This window comes from Acinetobacter sp. NEB 394 (assembly GCF_013374795.1).
GTDB classification, from domain to species: Bacteria; Pseudomonadota; Gammaproteobacteria; order Pseudomonadales; family Moraxellaceae; genus Acinetobacter; species Acinetobacter johnsonii.
Window position 1 is genome coordinate 825,527 of the sequence record NZ_CP055277.1, and the last position, 24,977, is coordinate 850,503.

At 41.1% G+C, this 24,977-nt stretch carries 19 protein-coding genes; 8 read left to right on the top strand and 11 right to left on the bottom strand.

The features are described 5' to 3' along the window. Positions 1-214: 214 nt before the first annotated feature. From HUK62_RS03860 to HUK62_RS03870, 3 genes are all read right to left on the bottom strand, one after another. Positions 215-1,321, bottom strand: a complete 1,107-nt coding sequence (locus HUK62_RS03860; RefSeq protein ID WP_176537132.1) for an alpha-hydroxy acid oxidase — start codon at positions 1,319-1,321, stop codon at positions 215-217. A gap of 49 nt (positions 1,322-1,370) precedes the next feature. Further along, positions 1,371-2,054, bottom strand: coding sequence for a Fe2+-dependent dioxygenase (locus tag HUK62_RS03865; protein WP_176537133.1), 684 nt, complete (start codon positions 2,052-2,054; stop codon positions 1,371-1,373). Between the two features lie 115 nt (positions 2,055-2,169). After that, positions 2,170-4,446: a TonB-dependent siderophore receptor gene (locus HUK62_RS03870; protein ID WP_176537134.1), complete on the bottom strand. Its 2,277-nt coding sequence runs from the start codon at positions 4,444-4,446 to the stop codon at positions 2,170-2,172. A gap of 314 nt (positions 4,447-4,760) precedes the next feature. Here HUK62_RS03870 and HUK62_RS03875 point away from each other — a divergent pair, with 314 nt between their 5' ends. Beyond that, positions 4,761-5,789: a transposase gene (locus tag HUK62_RS03875; protein ID WP_176536921.1), complete on the top strand. Its 1,029-nt coding sequence runs from the start codon at positions 4,761-4,763 to the stop codon at positions 5,787-5,789. Between the two features lie 94 nt (positions 5,790-5,883). Here HUK62_RS03875 and HUK62_RS03880 read toward each other — a convergent pair whose 3' ends face one another. Further along, positions 5,884-8,067 carry a TonB-dependent receptor gene (locus HUK62_RS03880; protein WP_176537135.1) on the bottom strand — a complete coding sequence of 728 codons (2,184 nt, stop codon included), beginning with the start codon at positions 8,065-8,067 and terminating at the stop codon, positions 5,884-5,886. A gap of 274 nt (positions 8,068-8,341) precedes the next feature. On the opposite strand from HUK62_RS03880, the gene tig reads away from it, so the two are divergent. From tig to HUK62_RS03900, 4 genes are all read left to right on the top strand, one after another. Next, positions 8,342-9,673, top strand: a complete 1,332-nt coding sequence (tig, locus tag HUK62_RS03885; protein WP_004979052.1) for a trigger factor — start codon at positions 8,342-8,344, stop codon at positions 9,671-9,673. 193 nt (positions 9,674-9,866) lie between these two features. After that, positions 9,867-10,472, top strand: coding sequence for an ATP-dependent Clp endopeptidase proteolytic subunit ClpP (gene clpP, locus HUK62_RS03890; RefSeq protein WP_004692427.1), 606 nt, complete (start codon positions 9,867-9,869; stop codon positions 10,470-10,472). A gap of 28 nt (positions 10,473-10,500) precedes the next feature. After that, positions 10,501-11,811, top strand: coding sequence for an ATP-dependent protease ATP-binding subunit ClpX (gene clpX, locus HUK62_RS03895; protein WP_010325894.1), 1,311 nt, complete (start codon positions 10,501-10,503; stop codon positions 11,809-11,811). Positions 11,812-11,969: 158 nt separating this feature from the next. Further along, positions 11,970-12,686, top strand: a complete 717-nt coding sequence (locus HUK62_RS03900) for a DUF2846 domain-containing protein (protein WP_176537136.1) — start codon at positions 11,970-11,972, stop codon at positions 12,684-12,686. A 5-nt stretch (positions 12,687-12,691) separates the two neighbouring features. Here HUK62_RS03900 and HUK62_RS03905 read toward each other — a convergent pair whose 3' ends face one another. Together HUK62_RS03905 and HUK62_RS03910 are read right to left on the bottom strand one after the other, a co-directional pair. Continuing rightward, positions 12,692-13,240 carry a DUF2059 domain-containing protein gene (locus HUK62_RS03905; protein ID WP_176537137.1) on the bottom strand — a complete coding sequence of 183 codons (549 nt, stop codon included), beginning with the start codon at positions 13,238-13,240 and terminating at the stop codon, positions 12,692-12,694. A 104-nt stretch (positions 13,241-13,344) separates the two neighbouring features. Next, positions 13,345-14,871, bottom strand: coding sequence for a fumarate hydratase (locus tag HUK62_RS03910; RefSeq protein WP_004692421.1), 1,527 nt, complete (start codon positions 14,869-14,871; stop codon positions 13,345-13,347). A 696-nt stretch (positions 14,872-15,567) separates the two neighbouring features. On the opposite strand from HUK62_RS03910, the gene HUK62_RS03915 reads away from it, so the two are divergent. After that, a complete protein-coding gene (locus HUK62_RS03915; RefSeq protein ID WP_004979064.1) occupies positions 15,568-15,873 on the top strand; it encodes a hypothetical protein in 306 nt (101 codons plus the stop codon). Positions 15,874-15,895: 22 nt separating this feature from the next. Here the strand turns inward: HUK62_RS03915 and HUK62_RS03920 are convergent, their stop codons facing one another. After that, entirely contained in the window at positions 15,896-16,765 is an 870-nt protein-coding gene (locus HUK62_RS03920) for an AraC family transcriptional regulator (protein WP_176538443.1), read from the bottom strand. Positions 16,766-16,944: 179 nt separating this feature from the next. On the opposite strand from HUK62_RS03920, the gene HUK62_RS03925 reads away from it, so the two are divergent. Together HUK62_RS03925 and HUK62_RS03930 are read left to right on the top strand one after the other, a co-directional pair. Next, the gene (locus tag HUK62_RS03925) at positions 16,945-17,850 is read left to right on the top strand and encodes a DMT family transporter (RefSeq protein ID WP_176537138.1); all 906 of its coding nucleotides are present in this window, start codon (positions 16,945-16,947) and stop codon (positions 17,848-17,850) included. Between the two features lie 109 nt (positions 17,851-17,959). Continuing rightward, a complete protein-coding gene (locus HUK62_RS03930; protein WP_176537139.1) occupies positions 17,960-18,469 on the top strand; it encodes a DinB family protein in 510 nt (169 codons plus the stop codon). 55 nt (positions 18,470-18,524) lie between these two features. Here the strand turns inward: HUK62_RS03930 and HUK62_RS03935 are convergent, their stop codons facing one another. The 4 genes from HUK62_RS03935 to HUK62_RS03950 all read right to left on the bottom strand — a co-directional run bounded on the left by HUK62_RS03935 (position 18,525) and on the right by HUK62_RS03950 (position 24,896). Further along, a complete protein-coding gene (locus HUK62_RS03935; RefSeq protein WP_176537140.1) occupies positions 18,525-19,535 on the bottom strand; it encodes a hypothetical protein in 1,011 nt (336 codons plus the stop codon). Between the two features lie 204 nt (positions 19,536-19,739). After that, positions 19,740-21,881 (bottom strand): phosphate acetyltransferase, encoded by a 2,142-nt coding sequence (pta, locus tag HUK62_RS03940; RefSeq protein ID WP_058868917.1) that lies wholly within the window; start codon positions 21,879-21,881, stop codon positions 19,740-19,742. Between the two features lie 55 nt (positions 21,882-21,936). Further along, positions 21,937-23,154, bottom strand: a complete 1,218-nt coding sequence (locus HUK62_RS03945; protein WP_176537141.1) for an acetate kinase — start codon at positions 23,152-23,154, stop codon at positions 21,937-21,939. Between the two features lie 476 nt (positions 23,155-23,630). Next, positions 23,631-24,896, bottom strand: coding sequence for a glutamate-5-semialdehyde dehydrogenase (locus HUK62_RS03950; RefSeq protein ID WP_176538444.1), 1,266 nt, complete (start codon positions 24,894-24,896; stop codon positions 23,631-23,633). Positions 24,897-24,977 lie beyond the last annotated feature (81 nt).

A 24,977-nucleotide genomic window follows, 5' to 3' on the forward strand; every position in this document is an offset into this window, starting at 1 on the left:
TTTACCGTGAGTAACCTTGTAACGTTATATTTAAGAGTTTAATCCAGTTCGGTCGAAAAGATTTTTCTTTTTTTATGGCTTTTAGTCGTATCTGAAAAAATATTTCCCTTTAATTTGATATTTAGGGGAAATATTTCCGTGTATTTTTGAGATGTGTTTGATCTATTTCTTTATTTTACGAATTTGATTCATTTCATTCGCTTTGTTGAAGAGGTTATGAGAACTCTATGACCATATCGGGCTGTATATCTGCAAGTGTTGCAGTGCCCATCAACGCCATGGTGATCTCAAACTCTTCTTTTAAGATTTTAAGCACATGGGCAACGCCCAAGGCACCCGCAGTGGCAAGACCATAAATACATGGTCGCCCAACTAAAACCGCGGAAGCTCCCAAGGCAATCGCCTTAAACACATCTGAGCCGCGACGCACACCCCCATCATATAAAAGAGGGAAGTCATGCGGAACGGCTTTTTTGATGAGTTGCAAGGCTTTGAGTGGAGGAATACAGGTATCTAAAACACGACCGCCGTGGTTAGACACAATTAAGCCTTGTACGCCGTGTTGAATAGCCAGTTGCGCATCGAGTGGACTGACGATGCCTTTTAACAGAATGGGTAAATCAGTCTGTTGAACTATCCACGCGATATCTTCCCATGTAGGGGCAATTTTCATTAGGCCATTAAACACGGGATGATCACCTTCTTGCAGTTCAGGTAGCGGAATATGAGCAGGGGTATGTGGGTGTTGCATGCCTTCAGGTAAGTGAAAAAATGCACGACGTTCACGGTCACGAATCCCTGTATGTGGTGAGTCTACAGTGATGACAATGGCGGTGAAATTTTGTCCCTCAGCAAGTTTAAGCAAAGCCAAAGATTTATCGCGGTCACCTTGCCAGTACAGTTGAAACCATTTGTAGGGATTCTCTGATTTGAATGTGCGCATATCGGTATTGGTAAAAGTACTCAAAATCATATTACTGCCGAGTACTTCAGCCGCCAACGCGGTTGCAGCTTCTGCGTCAGGATGAAACTGCTGTTGATGACCAATCGGTGCAACAAAAATAGGATGTGGAAAGCTTTGTCCTAAGATTTCACAGCTCGTATTGCCGTGAGTGAGATCTCTTAACATGCGTGGTATCAAGTGCAGGTTTTGGAACTGAGCGAGGTTATTTCGAACACTGATTTCATCCATAGCACCACCTTGCAAATAGTGCCAGACCATCTCAGGCAGATGCTTTTCTGCCTCAATTTCATAGTCTGCAATCGTTTGTAATGAGGCAGGAATTTGGGTGAGTGGTGGCAAAACAGTTTTTGATGTCATGGAACGGTCCAGTTACTACAGTAGTTAACGTTGAGCTGGGATTATTGTTTTACAGTTCAGCCCATTTGCGCATCAGGTTATGATACAGACTGGTGAGCTTGACCACTTCCTGATGTTGATCACCGAGTTGTACACGTAGGTTCTGAATGGTTTGATCAAGATTAAATAAGATATGACGGTCAGCATCATCTCGAATCATACTTTGAACCCAAAAGAACGACGCAACACGGCAGCCCGAGGTCACTGGTGTTACCTCATGCACGCTGGTAGATGGATATAAAATCATATCTCCCGCAGGTAGTTTTACTTCATGATAACCATAGGTGTCTTCTACCACCAAATCGCCACCCTCATATTCGTCAGGTTCGCTTAGGAAAATAGTGCAGGATACATCGGTACGAATCCGATCTTTGCTTCCGGCTACCCAGCGAATAGCATTGTCTACATGGAAGCCAAAAGTTTCGCCTTGTTCATAGCGGTTAAAATACGGTGGCAAAATATCTAAAGGTAGGGCAGCGGATATAAAGAGTGGATGTTGTCCAAGTGCTTCTAGGATGATATTACCTAAGTGTTGCGTGAGAGGGTGAGCTTCAGGTAGCTGTTGATTTTGTTTTACATTTTTTGAGAGTGATCCTGTGGTTTTTTTACCATCAACCCACTCGACTTTTGTCATTTCACTGCGAAAGTATTGTACCTGTTCTTTGTTTAAAACATTGGGAATATGATGGATCACAACACGACCTGCTGAAAATGAAAGATCTATTTAGTCTTTAAGCATATATAAAAATAGCCTCAATGAGAGGCTATTTTATCAAATCTCAGGATGAAGAGAGATTTTAGTTATAACCTTAGTATTTGAAGTTTAGAGACAGTACTGCGCTACGACCTTCGGCTTCAGTTGCATAGTGAGATGAATATGCTTTAGTGAAGTAGCGTGTATCAGCCAAGTTGTTGACATTTAACTGAAGGTCAACATTTTTGTTTACGTTGTAACGTGCCATAGCATCGTAGCGAACGTAGCCTGGTACCCATTTGGTATTTGCAGCATTGCCATAGACTTTGTCCATCGCAATTGCGCCAGCACCTAAAGTCAACTGTGGCATGACTTGGTAAGTGGTCCAAAGTGTCGCAGAGTTCTTAGCAACGTTTTGAACTTGCTTACCGTCATTTAAACCAGTGCCATCATCCACTAATTCGCTATCCAAATAGGTATAACCAGCAGATAACGCCCATTTTTCAGTGATATTACCGTTTACACCCAATTCAAAACCATCGACACGTGTTTCACCAATATTTTTGGTTGTACCGTCATCAGCTGTTGCACGTGTATTGGTTTTTTCAGTACGGAAAATGGCTGCAGTTAAATTAAGTTTGTCATTCAAGACATCCCATTTAGTTCCCAGTTCCATAGTACGGACTTCTTCAGGTTTTAAGTTCTGAATAGCTGCTGTAATACCTTCTGAACCATCACCACCATCCACACCGACTGGATTTGATGAGGTTGCATAACTTGCATAGATCGAGCCATTTTCGACTGGTTTGTAGACTAAGCCGACTTGGTAATTGACAAAATCAGAGTCGTTTTTAATCGTTACTTTATCGCCAGCTTTTGCTGTTGGTGGGTTTGCAATAACAGCACTATTACGTGCGCCATACGTCATGGTCTGCTTCGCAGAATAATCATCCCAACGAAGACCTAAATCTAAAATCCATTGAGGGCTAAATTCAATACTGTCTAGAAAGTAAACTGATTTGTTTTTATTTTCAATGTTATAGCGGTCAGCGCCTTCGGTGCTGATGCTGCCTGTCCATGGACCACGATTAGGATTTTGTACAGAAGTACACCAGCCTGAAGCAATAGCAGCTGCATTACATGAGCTATTCGCAGCACCTGTCGAGGTCAAACCATCAATAATATATTGGGTACGATCAGTTTCTTGGTCTGAGTACTCAGCACCTAGGTTAAAGTTGTGCTTTAAGCGACCTGTATTAAATTTACCTGTTAAAGCCAATTGGTCTGTAAATGTATCAGTATCGGCGACACGTGAGTTTGTACGTGCCCAAACATTTCCTGTTAAAGCCCCTGTAGCACTATAAAAGTTACCTTTTGAATCATCTGGATTTGTCCAAAGGTAGTCATTTTTAGATTTGTTATAAACAGCAGTATTACTAATGGTTAAATTATCAGTAAGATCATGTTCAAGCTTGATCGTTCCTGATTGATTTTCTTGTTTTTGGAAATCACGATCTTTCCAGCCATAATACATGCCTTGTTCAACATCAATAGGCTTACCATTACCATTTAGACCCGCTTTTGCATTTGTGGCTGCAAAAGGGTTGTTATATGGAATGCCTGAATCAGGGGTGTCATCAGTTTTGAGGTAGTAGTAGATTAAAGTCGCACGCGTGTCGCTGTCTAGACCAAAAGTAATACTTGGCGCAATACCTGCACGTGCATATTCAGTACCATCTTCTTGACCCGCTTTGTCGTTGTGGTGACCCATTACGGCAACACGAGCAGCAATACCATTACCAAAATCTTTGTTACCATCTAAAGTAATACGTTGGTAATCATCCGTTCCTGCACCAACAGAACCTTCTAAAAAGTCACCTTTTTTTGCAACTTTAGAAATCATGTTGATGCTACCACCAGTTGTACCTGCACCGCCCATAGCAGATGCAGAACCTTTAGTAATTTCAACTTGCTCAATTGCAAACATTTCACGGTTTTGAGAAGTAGAGTTACGTACACCGTCTACGTACATTGAACTTTCAGAGTTATAACCACGGATAAATGGACGGTCACCATTTGGGTTACCACCTTCACCTGCACCAAGTGTGATACCAGGCACTGTGCGTAAAGCATCGCTTAAAGTTGTAACTTGAGTGTCTTCAATCAACTGTTTAGAAATAACAGACACTGACTTTGGTGTGTCGAGTAGGGGAGCAACGAACTTGCTGTTTGCAGATTTGTCTACTTTCAAACTTTGTTCTGCTGCCGCTTCCGTGTGAATTGTTTCTAATTGCGCGATTTGATCTTGCGCAACAGCATTGACTGCAACCACAGAGAGTGTTGAAGCGATTGCTGAAGAAACCAGCTTTTTACGTGTTTTGATGAAGGCCATAACGAATCTAGTTCTAGCGTTGTAAATTAGTATGCGAATAATAATGATTCTTATTTTTTTGTAGCATAACTATTACATTGGAATTGTCGATGCTTAGATATATTTGTGTAGAAAAAATAAATGTAATAATGTAATGAATTTGTTGTAAGTTTTTGATTTTTATTTAAATTGGAAAATTAGATTATATTTTTATAATGTTATTGGAATTTAGAATTTACTTTTTGCAAGCCAATTTTAAAGGCGTATCTCAAAAGAATATAGGACTTACGCATTGACGGATTCAAAAAAGTATTAAAATACTTTATAAAGTATCTGTGATCAGACGAATTAAAAATGCTTCTACAGCAACTTGTACACTACCCATTTATATGGGCTTTCTCATGACAGAACCGAACTCTATTAGCTGCACACAACTTGCCGAGACTTATAACATCTCGCATGATAGTGTAAATCGCTTTCTAGAGCGTGAAGACTACACACCTCACGACCTATATCAAGAAGCAATTCAACATATTGATAATAATAAACTTATAGTCAGTATTGATGATACTGTTTTAGATAAACCGTATAGTCAGCATATGGACTTGGTTAGCTATTTTTGGTCAGGCAAACACCACCGATCCGTCAAGGGTATTAATCTCATTACCTTGTATGCGACAGATCAAAATGGTCAAAATATTCCAATTAATTTCCGAATTTATGACAAATCTGAAAGTAAAACCAAGAATGATTACTTTATGGATATGTTAAGTGAAGTACTCAGTTGGGGTGCAAAGATTCAATTTATTACAGGTGATAGTTGGTATTCATCGACTGCAAATCTAAAAACCATAAGAAAATATGGTATTCGATTTATGTTTGGTATCGACTGTAACCGTAAGGTTTCCCCAGAAAAAGGACAATGGTTTCAACTGCGTTTATTGCCGAATTTCCATCAGGGTCAAGTGGTCTGGCTTAAAGATTTTGGCTTTGTACAATTATTTAAGACTCAGTTAAAAGAACAGCAGAGGTTTTATATTGTGCATCAAGATGAAGATGATTTATTGTCCTTTGAGGGTTTTCATGAATTACATTCAAGTCATTGGAAAATAGAACAATATCACCGAGTGATTAAACAGGTTTGTCATATTGAAAAGTTTCAAGTAAGACGATCTAAACTGATTTCGAATCATATTTTTTCAGCCTTGATGGCCTACGTTGAGATACAAAAGAACCAGTTTGAGCGGATCTTTGAAAATGTATATCGTTGGCAGAAGAAGTTATTTAGACCAATGATCAAAAACTTCATTGATGACTTTATTCTCGATAAAAATCATCTGCTACCACAGAGAATCTATAAATAATACTGCGTAAGTCCTAGAATATGTAGAAATTGTGTTGGATCTATATTTGGTATGTATGAAGAAAACCCTGCCGGAGCAGGGTTTTGGATGCAGCTTAGAACTTAAAGGTCGTACTTAGCTGAACACGTCGTCCTTCTTGGGTATTGCTATAACGATTGTAGTAGCCTGTCCCTATTTTTTCATAATCATTGAAGTCTTTGTCAAAGACATTGTATAAAGCCACACCGACGTCCCAGTTATCATTAACGATAAAGTTTGAACCAATATGGAACAGTGTATATGCCTTATAATCTCCTAAAGCATCATAAACAGCTTGGTTAGCTGCAGTTAGATTCTCGTAATTTGACGTAAAACGTGCACGTTCACTACGATATTCACCACGTGCCCATAAATTGACGAAATCGGCAGCTTGCCATTTCAAAGAGGCGTTTGCCATATGCTTTGGTGTATCATTTAGAACAGGGTTATTAAGTTGTTTATCCTTAATTTCCGTCTCGGTCCAAGTATAATTGAGGCCTAGTTTCCAGTTTTCTGCAAACTCCCAATTTAGACCAGTTTCAATACCATAAACTTCAGCTTCTTCGGCATTGATTGGGCGCGTAACGTTCCACGTATCTGGAGCACCTCGGTTATAGTCCATTGTCCAAGGCGTTCCAACGGAAAGCATATAGTCTTCACATTGCTGTTTATTCGTATCAGTATTACAACGTAACTCAGCATTACCCGTCATAATTTTGTCTTCAATTTCACTAAAAAAACCTGTGATATTAAAGTCAAAATTAGAGTTATTTGTAAAATACGTACCTAGTTCTAAATTTTTACTGGTTTCAGGTTTTAAATCAGGATTACCGAAAACTGGTGTGCGGCCTTGACCACTAACATTATAAATACCTGTGGTTAGGCGTTCTAATCGAGGCGCTTTGTAGCCTTCAGAGTAGCCACCTTTAAATGTCCAGTTATCATTTGCATTCCAGACTAAATAAGCACGCGGCGTCCAAAAATCCCCAAAAGTATCATGATTGTCATAACGTAAACCCAAGGTTAATGCCAAACTATCATTAAGTGACCATGTATCTTCAGCGAATAGTCCTAATTGCTCAAAAGAAACTTCTTTTCGAACACGAAGTCCATCACGAATACTTGCATCCCACCATTGCCCCCCTAAAGTAATGTTATGACCATTAATATAATTAGTCGTAAACTTGGTATCGAAAATAGTATCTTCGCTTTCAAGCAAACGTGGTGTTATTGCCTGAGACATATTTTGCGCGCGAGCCGGAATTAAGCGACCTACAGTTTCTGTTTGAGTATTTGCGAGACTAGACTCAAGAGTGCCGATATTACTGCGCCATGTATGCGAAAGAATCATTTTTTCACGATTATATTCTTGGGACTTATCATAACCGCCGTTTGCACCTAAAGTGCCTAATTGTCCTTTAGAGTTGTCATACCATTGATCTGTCTGTTCATATTCCGCAGAAATATCGTGTTGATCCGTTGGTGTTAAAGTTAAGCGAACACCAATATTTTCTAAGTCTGATTTGGTTGGGTTTTGTCCCTGAGTTAGTTCTGTTTCAGTACCTTCATCATCGCTACGAATTACGCTTGATTGATCTCGTTCAGCTTTGCGGCCCCTTAATTGAATACCAAGGAGGTTTGGAATAAGTGGACCAGTAACATATGCATCTACAGAGCGTTGATTCCCGAAATCAGAACTATTAGGGAGTAATGTTCCTTCTAAAGTGACTGCTCCAGTCCATTCATTTGAAACTTTTTTAGTAATAATGTTGACTACACCACCGATGGCATCAGAGCCATATAATGTTGATGCAGGGCCGCGTATGACTTCAATACGTTCAATCGCAGATATTGGAGGGATAAAACTGTTGTTTGATTCGCCAAATCCATTTGGAGTAATGTCACCAGTGCTGTTTTGACGGCGACCATCAATTAGAACGAGTGTATATTCTGAATCCATTCCACGAATACGAATATTCAGACCACCTGTTTTTCCTGCTGTGGGACTAATATCAACGCCTTCTATATCGCTTAAGGCATCGGCAATCGAATTAATACGTTTATTTTTTAAATCTTCTGCTGTAATGACCGTCATTGTAGCAGGTGCTTTTTTAATATCTTGCTCAAAACCCGCAGCTGAAATCACAATGGTGGAAAGCTGATGGGTAGATGAGTCTTCAGTTGTTGTTTCTGCGAAAACAGGAGTGGTGATTGCCCCAAGCAATGCCAATGAAAGAGGGTGTAGATTAAACTTACTCATAACTAGAGTTCCAATGATGGACGAGAAAAAAATTGAAAAAAGCGATCAAAGTTGTTGCAAATATTAATGGTAATATTTATCATTTGCAACAAAAAGACATAAAAAATATAATACTTTGCGCTTAATTAAGTAGCGATTTAAAAATATTCAAAATAAAAAACGATAAATGAAGAAAAAAATATGTGGTTTCAATCGGGTGTTTTGTATATCGTTCAATGTTGTCATATAATGTGGCACTTTTTAAAATTGTTCTTACCAAAAGATTGAGGAAGCCATGCAAGTAACTTCTGAAGCGGTTTCGGGTGTTACCCGTCGTTTAAATGTATCTGTACCGACGAGCCGTGTTAACGAGCAGTTCGAAGCTCGCTTAAAACGCACTGCTAAAACTGTGAAGATCAACGGCTTCCGTCCAGGTAAAGTGCCAGTAAATGTTGTTCGTCGTGAATATGGCGCGGGTATCTACCAAGAAGTCGTAAGCGACATAATTCGTGACACAGTATTTGAAGCGATCCAACAAGAAAAAATCAATGCTGTTGGCATGCCAAACATTGAAAAATCCGAATTAAAAGACGACGCGCTTGTATACGAAGCGACTGTTGAAGTTTATCCAGAAGTTAACGTGAAGTTTGATGGTTTAGAAGTTGAACGTAAAGCGTCTGAAGTAAACGACAAAGATGTTGATCAAATGATCGAAAACCTTCAGAAGCAACGTGCTTCTTGGGCTGAAACGAAAGGCATGGCTAAAAAAGACATGCAAGTCACTTTCGACTTTGAAGGTTCAGTAGACGGTGAAAAGTTTGAAGGCGGTTCTGCAGAAGACTTTAAACTTGTTTTAGGTTCAGGTCGTATGATCCCTGGCTTCGAAGACGGCATCGTTGGTATGAAGAAAGGTGAAGAGAAAGTGATTGATGTAACTTTCCCTGAAGACTACCAAGCTGAAAACCTTGCTGGCAAATCAGCTCAATTCAAAATTACTGTGAAGCTTGTTGAAAAACAAAAACTTCCAGAAGTTGATGCTGAATTCCTTAAAATCTTCGGTTTAACTGAAGAAGAAGGCATTGAGAAATTAAAAGCTGACGTTCGTAAAAACATGGAACGTGAAGTGAAAAATGGTTTGCGTAATCAAGTGAAAGGTGCGGCTTTTGATGCGCTTGTAGCTGCAAACGAAGTTGAACTTCCTGCGTCTATGGTTGCTCAAGAAGTTGACCGTCAACGTCAACAAATGATCCAACAGTTCACTCAGCAATTTGGTGCTCAAGGTGCGAAAGCATTTGACTCAAGCATGCTTCCAGATGAATTGTTCAAAGAACAAGCTGAAAAATCTGTAAAATTAGGCGTACTGGTAAGCAAAGTTTTAGCTGATGCTAAAATTGAAGTAGATCAAGCACGTGTTGATGCTTACATCGAAGACATGGCTTCTTCTTATGAAGATCCAGCTGAAGTGATCGAATACTTCAAAAATGACAAACAACAACGTTCGCAAATCGAAGCTGTTGTGTTAGAAGACCAAGTGGTTGATCACATCTTAGCGTCTGCTAAAGTAACAGATACTGCTGTAAGCTACGAAGATTTATTGAAAGAGCAACAAGCTCGTCAACAAGGCTAAGTTTAGCTAAAGTAAAAAAGGCGCTTTGAGCGCCTTTTTTATTGTGATCTGGTTTTTTTAAAAGGCCTTGCGTTCATAAAGCTTATGCAAAAAATATCTGTTATTTACTTGAGAATATTTTGCATTTTCAGCAATTATCCCTCATATTGTGACTATGAGTTGAGTAACAAAAAATTTAGGAATAAGTAAACGTATGTATATTCCAACTATCGATAATGCCTTAGTTCCAATGGTTGTAGAACAGTCATCTCGCGGTGAACGTTCATTTGACATTTATTCACGTCTTTTGCGTGAACGCGTCATTTTTATGACTGGTGAAGTTGAAGATAACATGGCGAATTTGATTGTCGCGCAAATGTTGTTTTTAGAAGCGGAAAACCCAGATAAAGATATTCATCTTTACATTAACTCACCAGGTGGTTCGGTGACTGCTGGTATGGCGATTTACGATACCATGCAATTTATTAAACCAGATGTTGTGACTTACTGTATGGGGCAAGCAGCATCAATGGGTGCTTTCTTGCTGAATGCAGGTGCAAAGGGTAAACGTTATTGCCTTGAAAATGCACGTGTCATGATCCATCAACCGTTAGGTGGTTTCCGTGGTCAGGCATCTGATATTGAAATTCATGCACGTGAAATTCTGTTCATTAAAGAACGTTTAAACCGTTTAATGGCAGAGCACAGTGGTCAAGACTATGAAACTGTGGCACGTGATACTGACCGTGATAACTTTATGACAGCGCAAGCTGCAAAAGAATATGGTCTCGTGGACGAAGTGTTATCTAAACGTCCATAAGTTTTAAAAGTTTAGAATTGGAGTGAATATGTCCGAACATCCTCAAGGACAAAAGCATTGTTCATTTTGCGGTAAAACGCAGTCTGAAGTTGGGAAACTGATAGCAGGCGAGGACGCGTACATCTGTAATGAATGTGTGGACGTATGCTTAGACTTGGTGCAAACCAGTCAACAAGTTGAGTCGGGTGACTGGGCTGCAAAACCCTTGCCTAAACCTCACGAGATTCGTGCGGCACTAGATCAATATGTCATTGGTCAAGATGTGGCAAAGAAAACCTTGTCAGTTGCTGTCTATAACCACTATAAACGCCTTAAAGCGACACATGGTGGACATAAACACGATGATGCTGTTGAAATTGCGAAAAGTAATATCTTATTAGTAGGACCAACGGGTTCGGGTAAAACCTTGCTTGCGCAAACCATGGCCCGTCTTCTTGATGTTCCTTTTGCTATGGCTGATGCCACGACACTTACCGAAGCAGGCTATGTCGGTGAAGATGTTGAAAACATTGTACAAAAGCTTCTACAAAAAGCAGACTACGATGTAGAAAAAGCGCAAAAAGGTATTATCTATATCGACGAAATCGACAAGATTACCCGTAAGTCTGAAAACCCATCGATCACGCGTGATGTGTCGGGTGAAGGTGTGCAACAAGCGTTACTGAAAATGATTGAAGGTACGGTTGCCTCTATTCCACCTCAAGGTGGTCGTAAGCATCCGCAGCAAGAATTCATTCAAATTGATACTTCAAATATCTTGTTCATCTGTGGTGGGGCATTCTCGGGTCTTGAGAAAATCGTACAACAGCGCCAAGAAAAAGGTGGAATCGGCTTCACGGCTGAAGTGAAGAAGAAAGATGAAGGCAAGAAATTGTCTGATTTGTTCCGTCAAGTTGAAGCGACAGATTTGGTGAAATTTGGTCTGATTCCAGAGTTTATTGGTCGTTTACCTGTAATTGCGACTTTGGAAGAGTTAGACGAAGAAGCTTTGATGCAAATTCTGACTGAACCGAAGAATGCATTGACCCGTCAATATCAACATTTGTTTGATATGGAAAATGTTGATCTGGTTTTTGAAGACTCAGCACTACGCGCTGTGGCGAAAAAAGCCTTAGACCGCAATACGGGTGCACGTGGCTTACGTTCTATTTTGGAAAATACGCTGCTTGAAACCATGTACGATTTACCAAGTCGTACCGATGTTGGTACGGTTGTGGTGAATGAAGACGTGATTAACGGCACGGCTGCACCATTATTTAAGCCAGAACGTTTACCAAGAATCGAACAGAAAGATGCAGCCAAAGTTGATTTAAAAGTGATTAATTCAAAGTCCGCTTAAGTTGTTATTCATCTGAAACGTGTGAAAATCGAGTGTTTTCACACGTTTTTTTGTATTCAAAAAAAAGAGGGGATGCTACTCTGCATCAATAGGCTGGGATGCCTAGATTAAAACTAAAAATTTAGTATCAAAATAAAAAAATGCCGTGAGGAATAGTCATGCGTGCAATGACGATTACGCTTTTAAGCAGTTTAATTTTATTGGGTTGTCATGGAAAGGTCGCAGTTGAACAACCTGAACTAACATCGACCCTCAGTCATGAGGTTGATTTTGAACATGACCCAGGCATGATTGAGCAGTATCGCATTGGGGTGTTTAGCGTAGGTGGGTGGGTCAATCAAAAATTAGGACAGCGTTTTCAGCGTGTCCAACCCCAGCATGAACAAGCGGCGATGGTTTATCTGTATCGTCCAGACTCAAAATGGAACCGACAAGAAATTGTGGCGTCGAGTTTATTTATCAATAAAGAACGCATTCCAAGCCTGCTGAACAATCATTACTATTGGGTCGAATTGCCCGCTGGGACTTATCGCTTATCGAGTAGTCGGCCTTTGGGTATTAACCATTTTCAAAAGCCGAAATATATCGATTTTAGCGTAGAAGCGGGGCAGTCTTATTTCATCAAGTATGATGAAGAGAACTTATCCACACGCCGTGATGTTTCGGGGCCTTTGGCGGTCATACCTGAAAAAATTGCGATTCAAGAAATTGCATTTACCCAATTAAAGTCCAACAGCTACAACTTTGTGGCGGAAGATCAACACACGGGTGAACTACGAAAGAAAGCGCAAAAACTTAAACCTGCCAAATATGACCCAAGTGAAGATGTTCAGCTGATGAAGCCCTTTAAGCTATGGAATCCTTTAACCTGGTAAGTGAGCTATTGTGCTTTCTTGGCTTGTTCAAATAATGGTGTCAGGGTCTTTTCAATTTGACGATTCATTTCCAGCTGAATAGCTGGATCTTGCATCATTTCAGCAGACATGGCGATGCTATTACGCATGATTTCACTCATCATTTTGCTGCTTTTTTTATTGATAGACTGGCCTAGAGGCGTTTCGAGGAACTGAATGTTGGCCAACACTTCCTCTTCGGTAAAGGTCTGCATATAGACATTTTTAAGCATTTGCATAAATTTTGGATCTGAAATCAATTTACTGCTAAATGATGCCGTGATTTCAGCGATTTGCTTGGCTGCTTTTTGTTGTTCAGTATTGAGTGTTGAGGTTTTAAAAATATTCTTAATAATTTCTTCGGCTTGTTGGTCATATACAGGGCGCATTTCTTGCTGCGATTGAGCTAATGTGCCTTTAATATCGCCCAGTTTGAGCGCCTTTTCTACCGATGCTTCGGTCGCGGGTTTTGCAAAAGACGCTGTGCTGAGGACACATAAGGTAATACCGCAAAGGATGTGATTTAATTTTTTCATTGTTGGTCTATATCTTTTGATTAAGTCTATAAAAATAGGTAAAAAAAATACCCTTAACATGACCTTAGCATGTTAAGGGTATCCAAAAAAGTAAAACTTAAGTTTTAGCCCGCTGCAGCATCGACTACTGGAATTTTACCAATTTTGGCTTGCCAGATTTTTGGTGCTGTTGCGTGAATAGACGTACCATTCACATCAACTGCTACCGATACAGGCATGTCTTTCACTACAAATTTGTAAATCGCTTCCATACCTAAGTCAGCAAAAGCAACCACTTCAGCTTCACGAATTGCTTTAGACACAAGGTAAGCTGCGCCGCCCACTGCCATCAAGTAAGTCGCTTTGTTGTCTTTGATTGCTTCAACCGCTGCAGGACCACGGTCCGCTTTACCGATCATGCCGAACATGCCGGTTGCTTCAAGCACTTGACGTGTGAACTTGTCCATACGTGTTGCTGTTGTTGGGCCAGCAGGACCAACCACTTCATCACCGACTGGATCTACAGGGCCCACGTAGTAAATGAATTTACCTTTTAAGTCGACAGGAAGTTCTTCACCATTGTTTAGCATGTCTACCATGCGTTTGTGTGCAGCATCACGACCTGTATAAATTGTACCGTTTAGAAGCAAAGTGTCGCCTGGTTGCCAAGCGTTCATTTCTTCTTGGGTAATGGTGTCAAGGTCAACGCGTTTAGAGGTTGATGAATCCCAAGTGACTGATGGATAGTCTTCAAGTTTAGGTGCTTGAATGTGTGCAACACCTGTACCATCAAGTTGGAAGTGCGCGTGACGAGTCGCTGCGCAGTTTGGAATCATGCCCACTGGTTTGCCCGCAGCGTGACATGGGTAATCTTTAATTTTAATGTCTAGAACTGTGGTTAAGCCACCTAGGCCTTGCGCGCCAATACCCAACGCATTTACTTTTTCGAAGATTTCCATACGAAGTTCTTCGATTTTATTTTCAGGACCACGACGAAGTAATTCGTCCATGTTGATTTCTTCCATGAGCGATTCTTTCGCAAGCATCATGGCTTTTTCAGCAGTACCACCAATACCAATACCCAACATACCTGGTGGACACCAGCCAGCACCCATAGTTGGAACAGTTTTAAGTACCCAATCCACGATTGAGTCAGATGGGTTTAACATAGCCAGTTTAGATTTGTTTTCTGAACCGCCACCTTTTGCCGCAACGGTAATATCCACTTTGTTGCCTGGAACAAGTTTGTGATAGATCACCGCAGGGGTGTTGTCTTTGGTATTTTTACGACCAAAAGCTGGGTCAGCCAATACAGAAGCACGCAGTACGTTTGAGTTTTCTAGGTAACCTTGACGTACGCCTTCGTTGATTGCATCGTCTAAGCTCATAGTTAAATCAAATTTAACATCCATGCCCACTTCAACGAATACGTTGACGATACCTGTATCTTGACAGATTGGGCGGTGACCCTCTGCGCACATACGCGAGTTAATTAAGATTTGTGCGATCGCATCCTTCGCAGCTTTGTTCTCTTCACGATCATATGCACGGCTCATCGCTTGGATGAAGTCTTGTGGGTGATAGTAAGAAATGAACTGAAGCGCGTCTTTGACCGATGTGATCAAATCATCTTGCTTGATAATAGTGGTCATACAAATATCTCTTGAGCGGGCTGATAGCTAGCGGGCTAAATTATAAGACAAAATGCCGAGGTTGTGGATGTTTTGCGAAGGCTTTGGGCGAAAGTTTAATAGTTGAACGAAATTGATGAGAAAATGGGGTTATAAATGGTGGTAAATATGACAAAAATATCTAAATTTAATGAAATATTTCATGTCTAAATTTGGATTATAAATATGATTTATTGTTTAAGGTTTTGAATTTATTGTAAAAATAATAATCTTCGAAATATGACAGCACTGTCATAAAGTTGTCATAAAACTTTCGCATAATGCATTCATCAAACAATAGGACATCGAACATGTTGACAGGTTTAGTGATGGCTGCGGGCTTTTGTGTATATATCGCAGCGACTTGGATGTACGGTCAAAAAGAAGATCAGGCTTAAGCTTTATCTTCTTTTTTTTGTTTTAAGCTCTCTTCAAATCTTCAAATCTTCAAATCTTCAAATCTTCAAATCTTCAAATCTTCAAATCTTCAAATCTTCAAATCTTCAAATCTTCAAATCTTCAAATCTTCAAATCTTCAAATCTTCAAATCTTCAAATCTTCAAATCTTCAACTAGCTAAAAATTGTTTAACGCCTTAAGATTCAAGTTTCAAATCTTAAAAAATAAAATGAAATACTATTCCTCGACTTCAGCCTTGCTATTTATCGGATGCTTTTTCTTGTGGTCTATTTTCCTGTTTTATTTAATGGCTCAAAAGCATGCAGGCAATGTCATTGTCGAAGATATATTTAAATTTAATTTTTACTGCATGATGCTTGCAATGTCGCCTTTGCTTTTGAAAAAAGCTCCGCCTAAAAACGATGTCGAGATGACGATTTTTGAAGAAAAGCAACATATGGAAATGCGCCATCAAGTCCTGAGCCAATCTGCTCAAGAGCGTCGGAAAGCTTATTTGATGAGTGCTTTTTTCGGTTTTTTAATGTCGAGTTTAATGATGAGCTTTATTTTGATGTTAGATAAATAAGCTGAATGTGAGTTTATCCGATCTAATTTTTCTCACTTTTTCGCATTTGGGATGGAGAGTAGCCAAAGTGCTTTTTAAAGCGATGACTAAAATGGCTGCTGGAGCTAAATCCATACTGTTCCGAAATGTCCGTCATATTGGCAGATGTGTGCTGTAAAGCTTGATGTGCCAGTTCAAGTCGACGTTGCATTACATATTGGTGCGGTGGCATGTGCATGGATTGCTTAAACATATGGGCAAAATGGTATTCACTGAGCTGAGTTTGCTCGGCTAAATCTGACAGAGTCAAGCTTTGCTGAATATGCTGATCAACCCATTCTAATAATTGCTTCAGAGTATACGGGGACAGCCCACCTTTGACTTCAGGGACTTGCCATTCGGTATGGCTATAATTTTTAATTAGATGGTTGAGCAGAAGCGTTGTGGCAGTACTCATCTGCAAGTGATTTTCACGGTTTTGCCAAGCCCCATTGAGTAAAAAATGTCGATAGATCATAGCAATCTGTGGGTCGGCCACGAAACTTTGCGGATTTAAAATAATTTGGCTCGGCTCACGATCCCACACCTGTTCGGCGACACGTTGTAAATGTTGTTCAGTATAGTACAAATGCACAAAAGTCAGAGGGTCACGCAGATCCCATGTTGACTCAAAATTTTGTGGCATCAAGCACATATGATCTGGCCCACCGCCATTATGCCAACCTTGAGCTGTCTTTTGATAACTGTGATATCCACCCTGAATATACATACTGAGCGTATGGTGGTTACTACAAACACTGACGCGGTCTTGGTTGTTTTGCCACATGGCCAACTGCATGCCTGAACCCAATTCGACCGAGTCGAGGAGTTGAGCTTTATGTTGTTGTAATTGATCTAGAATCTGATATTTCATCATCTATACGCAGTGCCGAATGGAAGATTCAGTGTAGGACTTTGATTTCATTTTGTCATCTATAGCAGAAAATCAGTAAAAAACCACAAGTTCATGATAGTGACCACAAGAAGGTGCAAGAAATGAGAAACCTAAACCAAGCACAATAGCGTGAGTCGTTTGAGTTTGGTTTAAAGAGTATGAATGCGCTGTTATATGCTTTGGTGGTGGTGATTTGGGGAACGACATGGATTGCGATAAGTCTGCAACAACAAAGTGGAATATTGACCAATGTAGCCGTATTTTGGCGCTTCTTTATTTCGGCTCTGGTGTTGTTTACTTTTGTTGTATTGTGCCGAAAACTGCAAAAGCTGGCTGTAAAAGACCATCTATTTTGTATGTTGCAAGCATGCTGTATTTTTGGTTTTAACTTTGTTTGTTTCTATTATGCGGTTCAATATATCAGCAGCGGTTTGGAGGCTGTTATTTTTTCGATGGCGGTAATTTTTAATACCCTCAACGCTAAACTGTTCTTTGGACAACAGGTGTCTACACGTTTTTATCCTGCGGCTTTGTTGGGTGGATTGGGGATCATCGCCTTATTTTGGCATGATGTGGTGGGGAGTACCTTAAACAATCATACGCTGATGGGGATTGGTCTTTGTGTGTTGGGAACCTATGGGTTTTCACTGGGCAATATGATCAGTGCGCGTCATCAAAAACAAGGTCTGGATATTTTTACCACCAATGCTTATGGCATGTTGTACGGTTCAATTCTGATGGCGTTGATTGCTGGATTTAAACAAGACGAGTTTTTCCCTGCTATGGAATTCAGTGCAGTGAGTGCTTTATTGTATTTGGCTATTTTTGGTTCAGTGATTGGCTTTACCGCCTACTTCTATTTGGTCGGAAGGATTGGGGCAGGTAAGGCAGCTTATAGTACTTTGTTATTTCCTTTGGTGGCTTTGGTGATTTCGACCATCTGGGAAGGGTATCAATGGCATATCAATGCGGTGATTGGGGTGATTTTGATTTTATGTGGTAATGCAATTTTCTTTATCAAGCCGCCCAAGTTTAGACTGAGTCAAATGTTGAAGCGAAGTTGAGTGTGCGCAAGAAAATCAAAAGCGATTCTGCCTTAGAAATGAAAGATTTAGGTGTTTTTCATCCTTTGTATTATGCTCATTTTAGAGGACTTTATGTAGGGCTTTATAAATGGATTTAAAAATGTTTGAATTATTCGCTCGTTACAACGTGTGGTCTACTCAAAAATTAAACCAAGTTTTAAAAAATGTCTCTGATGAAGATTTCAATGCTGAATGTGGACTTTTCTTCAAAAGTATTTCTGGAACGTTGAATCACTTGCTTGTTGGTGAGCATTATCTATGGTTTCCTCGGTTCTCATCGAAATCATCTCCTACATTGAAGTTAAATACCATCGTAGAAAGGGATAAAGATAAACTCATGTTTGAGTTAGAGAGCAGGGCTTACAACTGGATAGATTTCTTAAAACATGTTGATGTGGAAAAATTTGGACATGATTTACAGTACAAAACATCAGCTGGACAAGAAATGAGTCTGCCCTATGCCGCTACATTATTGCATGTGTTTAACCATGGAACGCATCACAGAGGACAAGTGACAGCGGCTTTAACTTCAATGGGTTATCCATGCCCAGAGATTGATATGGTATATATGTTGATAGAAGAAAATCTGCCTGTTTAAGAGAGCTGCGGTTGGTTTTGTAAAATAATGGAATCGAGCTAATACGACGCCCCAATCATGACGCTGTATTGGCTTTAATCCGAAGCGCTTCCATCTCAATCTCAACCATTTTTTGAGCATTTTCCCATTTCTTATTCAGCTCAGCAAACCTCTGTCGATCTGGTGAGGCAGATAGGATGATATTACCCATTTCAATTTGAAGATTATTTTCTTCTTTCAACTTTTCACGAGCCGCTGTTACTTCAGCACTTTTGAGTGTCACAGCATCGTATTTTTGATTCAGGTCATGAATTCGCGTAGTGGTTTGTTTAACAGCCGTCATAAGCGCATTCCTATTACCACTGTCTATCGCATGCTGGATGCCCATAAAAGAATTTTGAGCCTTTTGTTTGGCGGTTTGAGATGCAGCTCCAAGAACGATGAGGTCATATTTAATGTCTGCAGCATTATCTTGACTTAGATGTGAGGTGGTCTGCGGTGCAGTGCGAGCCGTAACATTGAGCTCAGGGTCTGATTTTATCTGTTGTCGCGTGTTGTCTAATGCCCCTGAATTCAGTTGAGGGTAAATCATGTGTTGTAAGGCTCTCATTTCACTGATAGAGCTTTGTTGTATGACGCTGATTTCTGCTTCAAGTGCTGTTATACGCTGCATCTGTGGTGGAGTTTTAGTATTTTCTTGTGCCAGTTCAACACCAAGTAAATGGACTTGCTTAAATTTCTCACGTAGCGCAGCACCTTCTTGGCTTTTGAAGTTTGTTGCATCTAGTGCAGTATTAAACGCAAGAGAATGGGTTTTCAGTTGTTCTAGCAGGGCGGGGATGATATCGACTTCTTTATTTTGACGAGCCGCTTTAAGTGCATCTTGTGCGTTCAAAATGGCTTGAGAGTTTTTATTCGAAATCTGATCTAGGGCATCAAGATCCGCTTTAATGTCAGTTGGATTTGCTGTTCTTAAGTTTTTATATGCTGTGGTTGAGTCTGACGGTGTTTGGTGCTGCTTAGATTCATTACATGCTGTCAGAGAAAATGTTGTCACTATTAGAATTGGAAGCCATGTTTTATTCATTATGAGACCAATGATTTAGGATTTAATTATATCGCTTGAGTATATTTCTTAAGTTTCTGAAAAGTAAAGTCTTACTATTTTATCTGTGTTTGGGCTATGTTCGTAAATATATAGAAGTTAAGCTTCGGTCATACCGTTGAGCGCTATAGAATAAAAAAACCACCCAACTTTTCCGTTGGATGGTTTTGATCCGCTTAAATTACTTTACGCTGTTGCTTGCTGTTCTGCTTGAATTGCAGTGAGTGCAATCGTAAACACGATGTCATCCACCAAAGCCCCACGAGACAAATCATTTACAGGTTTGTTCAAACCTTGCAACATTGGGCCGACGCTTACCACATTGGCAGAGCGTTGCACGGCTTTATAGGTCGTATTGCCTGTGTTTAGGTCAGGGAAAATAAACACATTGGCACGACCTGCAACTTTAGAATCAGGTGCTTTCGAGCGTCCGACACTTTCAACCGATGCTGCATCGTACTGAAGCGGCCCATCAATCAACAGATCAGGACGGCGTTCTTTCGCTATACGTGTTGCCTCAGCGACTTTTTCAACTTCAGCTCCAGCACCAGAGGTACCCGTAGAGTATGAAATCATTGCAATACGTGGGTCTAAGCCGAAGGCCTTTGCTGAATCAGCCGATTGAATCGCAATTTCAGCGAGCTCTTCGGCATTTGGGTCTGGGTTAATCGCACAGTCGCCATAAACATAGACTTCATCGGGTAACAGCATAAAGAACACGGAAGAGACCAGTGAGTACTCAGGCGCTGTTTTAATCAGTTGGAAGGCTGGGCGTACAGTATTGGCTGTGGTATGTATTGCACCTGAAACCAAACCATCGACCTGATCGAGTGCCAACATCATAGTACCAAGAACGACTGTGTCTTGCAGTTGTTCACGTGCTTGCAGCTCGTTCAGTTTGCCTTTACGCAATTCCACCATTTTTTCGACATAGTTTTCACGAATTAAATCTGGATCGATAATTTCTAAGTCATGTGGAAGCTCAATACCACGTGCTTTTGCCACCTCTACGACAGCTTCAGGTTTTGCCAATAAGATACAGTGTGCAATGCCACGAGATTGGCAAATAGCCGCCGCTTGAACTGTACGTGGCTCATCGCCTTCAGGTAGAACAATCCGCTTTTTCGCAGCAATCGATTTTTGGACCAACTCATGGCGGAAAGCCGAAGGCGAGAGACGAGGTTGGTACGAGCCATTCAACATTGCCGTTAACCATTCTTCATTGATATGGCTCGAAACAAAACGAGTGACTTGTTCAGCACGTTCCGTATCATCGACCGGAATTTCATTGCTGAGATTGGCTAAGCTCTGCGCCGTGTCGAACGTGCTGAGCGCTGTATGTAAAATTGGTAAGCCTTGCTTAATCGCTGTTTGGCAGAACGCAAGCACTTGCTCGTTTGGTGTATGGTGTTCAGTTAGGACTAAACCTGCCAGTGGAATACCGTTACTGCTGGCTAAGCTGGATGCCAAAAGCACATCGATACGATCTGATGCACTAATGATCAGCTCGCCTGCGACAAACTTATGAAGTTCGTGCTCAATGTTCGATGCAATCAAACTGCTATGCAACACACGACGTTGGTTAGCGTCGCCTTGATTGATCCATTCCGCTTGAATGTGTGAAGCCAAGTCCGACATACGCGGTACGCTAAGCGTGTTGCTAAACGGAACCAAGCCTATTACAGGGAGTTTGTCTGATCCGAGCTTTGGATGGGTCTTTTGGAGCTCAATTATAAATTTATTGGTATCGCTGATTAAACGCAGACTTGGGTCAAACGTCACTGGAATGTGTGCTGAGTCATCGGGCAAGCCTTTGGTGCGCATCAATAACACACCCGCAGTTCGCTCTGAACTCGCACCCCCAAAGTAGCGTAGTTGACTATCGACTTTTTCAGCCGTCGCGCTTGGCTTGTTAATGTCTGCATTACTGACAATAATGACTTTGGCATCGAGTGCTTGCGCAAGTTGTGCATTTAGTTCAGAAGCAAAAGAATCTCGGCTATTCGGGACTAAGCCTTCAACAATAATCAGGTCATGCTTACGCGCAATAGCACGGTGCAAACGAACCGCATCTTCAAGCAACTCATCATTTTCACCTGCACTGAGTTGTTGCAAAATGGTGTGATAACTAATCGGTTCAACGGTTTCGTTTTTTGAAACATGGTGATAGAGCGCTGTGGTACGGTCTGCACCCGTGCTCAGTTCTTGAGAAAAAGGTTTTAAAAATCCAGCCTTAACACCTTGGCATTCCAGCGCATAAACCAAACCCAGACAAGCGGATGTTAAGCCGACGCCTTCCCCAGTGGGCACAAGTAAAATCGTTTTCATATATTTATTCGTCATACAAGAATTTAAAACAGACTTGAGTGAATGTAGCGACCGCTTAAGCGATCACTACATTGTCTTCAGACTTTTTTGCAGCAGTTTGAATCACCTCATCGGCCACGGATGCAGTTTCTTTGGCAATACGGCCTTCTTCATCGGTCGGTACAACCCAAATTTGCGGGCCTGTACCTGTATCAATACGACCTTCGGTACCACGTTTTAAACTGTCATTGGCTTCTTTACTCAAGTTAAAACCAAAGTGCGGTAGGAAAGCGACTGTTTTTTCACGAATATATGCGGAGTTCTCACCAATACCACCCGTGAAGAACAAGCCATCAAGACGTGGTAGACCACAGCTCAGCGCAGCCAATGATTTTGCGAGGCGGTAGCAGAACACTTCAATGGCTAAAGTCGCATCTTCATTGCCTTGTTCTGAGGCTTCAATCAAAGTGCGCATGTCATTCGAAAGATCAGATAGGCCGAGTAAGCCCGATTGGCTATTCAACATTTTATCAATTTTATAAATGTCCCAGCCTAGGTTGTTAGCAAGGAAACTATGTAAGCTTGGATCGACATCACCACTGCGTGTGCCCATCACGACACCTTCAAGTGGAGTTAAGCCCATTGAGGTATCGACACTCTGCCCATTCCAAATTGCACAAGTAGAGCTACCATTGCCCAAGTGTGCAGTTAACCAGCCCCCTTGTTTGAAGCTACCAGCCAGTTCTGAACCGCGTTCAGACACATAAGCATGGCTCGTGCCGTGGAAGCCATAACGGCGGACATTGTGTTCAGTGTATAAAAATTTTGGTACAGCATAGCGGTAAGCATGTGCAGGCATAGTCTGGTGGAATGCTGTATCAAATACAGCCACTTGTGGTAGCTCTGGGAATAAACGCATCGTGGCGTCAATCCCAACCAAATGCGCAGGGTTGTGTAATGGTGCAAGTGGTGTTGCTGCACGAATGCGTTCTACAATTTCTTCTGTTAAAAGTTCAGCTTTGGTCAATGTACCGCCGTGTACTACGCGGTGACCAATGGCTTGAGGGTTATAATGTGAAAGGCGTTCTAAGATGGTTTCCAATGCTTTTTCATGATCGGCATGTGGAATAGACAATTCAAGGGGTTGACCACCCGCTGTAATGCCTTTGATACGAGCGTCAGCAGAACCTAAGTTCTCAGCTAAACCGAAAATACGATCTTCACGACGTTCAGAAACGAGCGCATATTTGATTGATGAAGATCCGCAGTTAATTACTAATACTGATGTAGACACGTTTTAATACCTGATTCTAATTGAATTATCCGTCCTAGAACTGATCTTCATGCAGTACGTTCTTATGCAATCTTGATCATTTTTTATGTTGTATCATGTGTATATTTTTAGTCCAAGATAGACTTTAGGTGATTAGACTTAAGCACTATCGACCGTCTGATGAATAATAATTAAAATTTATCGGCTCATGATTTTCATTTATTCATGAAATGATGCTGAATTATTCATCAGCTCCAACCTTTTAAAAATAACACGTTATCTGCTGAAAAGAGCTGAATATATTGTGGCGTTCCTGTTTATTTTTGATATTTCATTTTAAGTCCACACATAATCATATGCGCAATCAACGTGACCATCAAAAAAGCATGATTTCCTCTAGATTTTAAGGATTCGCAGAGGCAGAGAATGTTTAGATATAAAAATGCTCAGCCCTCTTAAGAGGGCTGAGCATCATGCTTTAAAATGAGTTGGACGCGCTATTGGCGAATTTGACCATCACCAAACACAATCCATTTTTGTGAAGTCAGGCCCTCTAAGCCGACTGGGCCACGGGCATGGATTTTATCAGTTGAGATGCCAATTTCTGCACCTAAGCCATATTCAAAACCATCGGCAAAACGGGTCGAAGCATTGATCATGACAGAACTCGAATCAACAGCAGCCAAGAACTCGCGGGCTAGAGAGTAGTTTTCGGTGATGATCGAATCAGTATGGTGTGAGCCATATTTGTTGATATGCTCAATCGCTTCTTCCATACCAGACACCACTTTCACTGCTAAAATTGGACCGAGGTATTCGGTGTACCAATCTTCTTCTGTCGCCGTTTTGACTGCTGTACCTAGAATGCGCTGAGTTTCAGCACAGCCGCGCAACTCCACTTGTTTTTCAGTGTAGAGCTCAGCGACACGCGGTAAAAACTCATCTGCGACTTTTTCATCGACCAGCAAAGTTTCCATTGCATTACATACGCCGTAACGGTGAGTTTTTGCATTGAGCGCAATCGGTAGGGCTTTTTGTAGGTCAGCTTGTGCTTCAACATAAACGTGACAGTTCCCATCCAAGTGTTTAATCACCGGGACGCGGGCCTCCTTGCTGATACGCTCAATCAGACCTTTGCCTCCACGTGGAACAATCACATCGACAAATTCAGTGAGTGTAATCAGTTGCCCCACGGCTGTGCGGTCTGCGGTGTTAATGACTTGAACCGCATGTTCAGGTAAACCCGCCAGTTTTAAACCGCGTTGGATAGCTTCAGCAATGGCTTTATTGGATTCGAGCGCTTCAGAACCACCACGTAAAATAATGGCATTACCAGACTTCAGTGCTAAAGAGGCGGCTTCTAAGGTCACATTTGGGCGAGACTCGTAAATCATGCCAACCACGCCTAAAGGAACGCGCATCTTACCGAGCTGGATTCCTGACGGACGATAGGCCATGTCGGTGATTTCACCGACAGGATCTTTGAGGCCAATCACATCTTTTAAGCCTTGCAACATGCCTTTAAAGCGTGCGGGAGACAGTTCTAAGCGATCAAGTAAAGCACTGTCTAAGTTGTTGCTGTGCGCTTTGTTCATATCTGCTTGGTTCGCCGCTAAAATAGTGGGCTCACTGTTGACTAAAGCAGTATAAATAGCTGACAACGCATTGTTTTTAGTTTCGGTAGAGGCACGCGCCAAAATACGAGAAGCTTGACGTGCTTGCTGTCCTACCGTTTGCATATATTGTTCAATCGACTCTTGCATAGCGGTTTGATCACTTAGAAATTTCACAGAAGATAGTAACAGCCTAACACTCGACCGCATAGTCTCTACATGAAAAATCCA

Coding starts and splice junctions, on each gene's coding strand:
- HUK62_RS03860 (WP_176537132.1), bottom strand. CDS start 1,321: ATGACATCAAAAACTGTTTTGCCACCACTCACCCAAATTCCTGCCTCA.
- HUK62_RS03870 (WP_176537134.1), bottom strand. CDS start 4,446: ATGGCCTTCATCAAAACACGTAAAAAGCTGGTTTCTTCAGCAATCGCT.
- HUK62_RS03880 (WP_176537135.1), bottom strand. CDS start 8,067: ATGAGTAAGTTTAATCTACACCCTCTTTCATTGGCATTGCTTGGGGCA.
- tig (WP_004979052.1), top strand. CDS start 8,342: ATGCAAGTAACTTCTGAAGCGGTTTCGGGTGTTACCCGTCGTTTAAAT.
- clpP (WP_004692427.1), top strand. CDS start 9,867: ATGTATATTCCAACTATCGATAATGCCTTAGTTCCAATGGTTGTAGAA.
- clpX (WP_010325894.1), top strand. CDS start 10,501: ATGTCCGAACATCCTCAAGGACAAAAGCATTGTTCATTTTGCGGTAAA.
- HUK62_RS03900 (WP_176537136.1), top strand. CDS start 11,970: ATGCGTGCAATGACGATTACGCTTTTAAGCAGTTTAATTTTATTGGGT.
- HUK62_RS03905 (WP_176537137.1), bottom strand. CDS start 13,240: ATGAAAAAATTAAATCACATCCTTTGCGGTATTACCTTATGTGTCCTC.
- HUK62_RS03910 (WP_004692421.1), bottom strand. CDS start 14,871: ATGACCACTATTATCAAGCAAGATGATTTGATCACATCGGTCAAAGAC.
- HUK62_RS03920 (WP_176538443.1), bottom strand. CDS start 16,765: ATGAAATATCAGATTCTAGATCAATTACAACAACATAAAGCTCAACTC.
- HUK62_RS03925 (WP_176537138.1), top strand. CDS start 16,945: ATGAATGCGCTGTTATATGCTTTGGTGGTGGTGATTTGGGGAACGACA.
- HUK62_RS03930 (WP_176537139.1), top strand. CDS start 17,960: ATGGATTTAAAAATGTTTGAATTATTCGCTCGTTACAACGTGTGGTCT.
- HUK62_RS03935 (WP_176537140.1), bottom strand. CDS start 19,535: ATGAATAAAACATGGCTTCCAATTCTAATAGTGACAACATTTTCTCTG.
- pta (WP_058868917.1), bottom strand. CDS start 21,881: ATGAAAACGATTTTACTTGTGCCCACTGGGGAAGGCGTCGGCTTAACA.
- HUK62_RS03950 (WP_176538444.1), bottom strand. CDS start 24,896: ATGCAAGAGTCGATTGAACAATATATGCAAACGGTAGGACAGCAAGCA.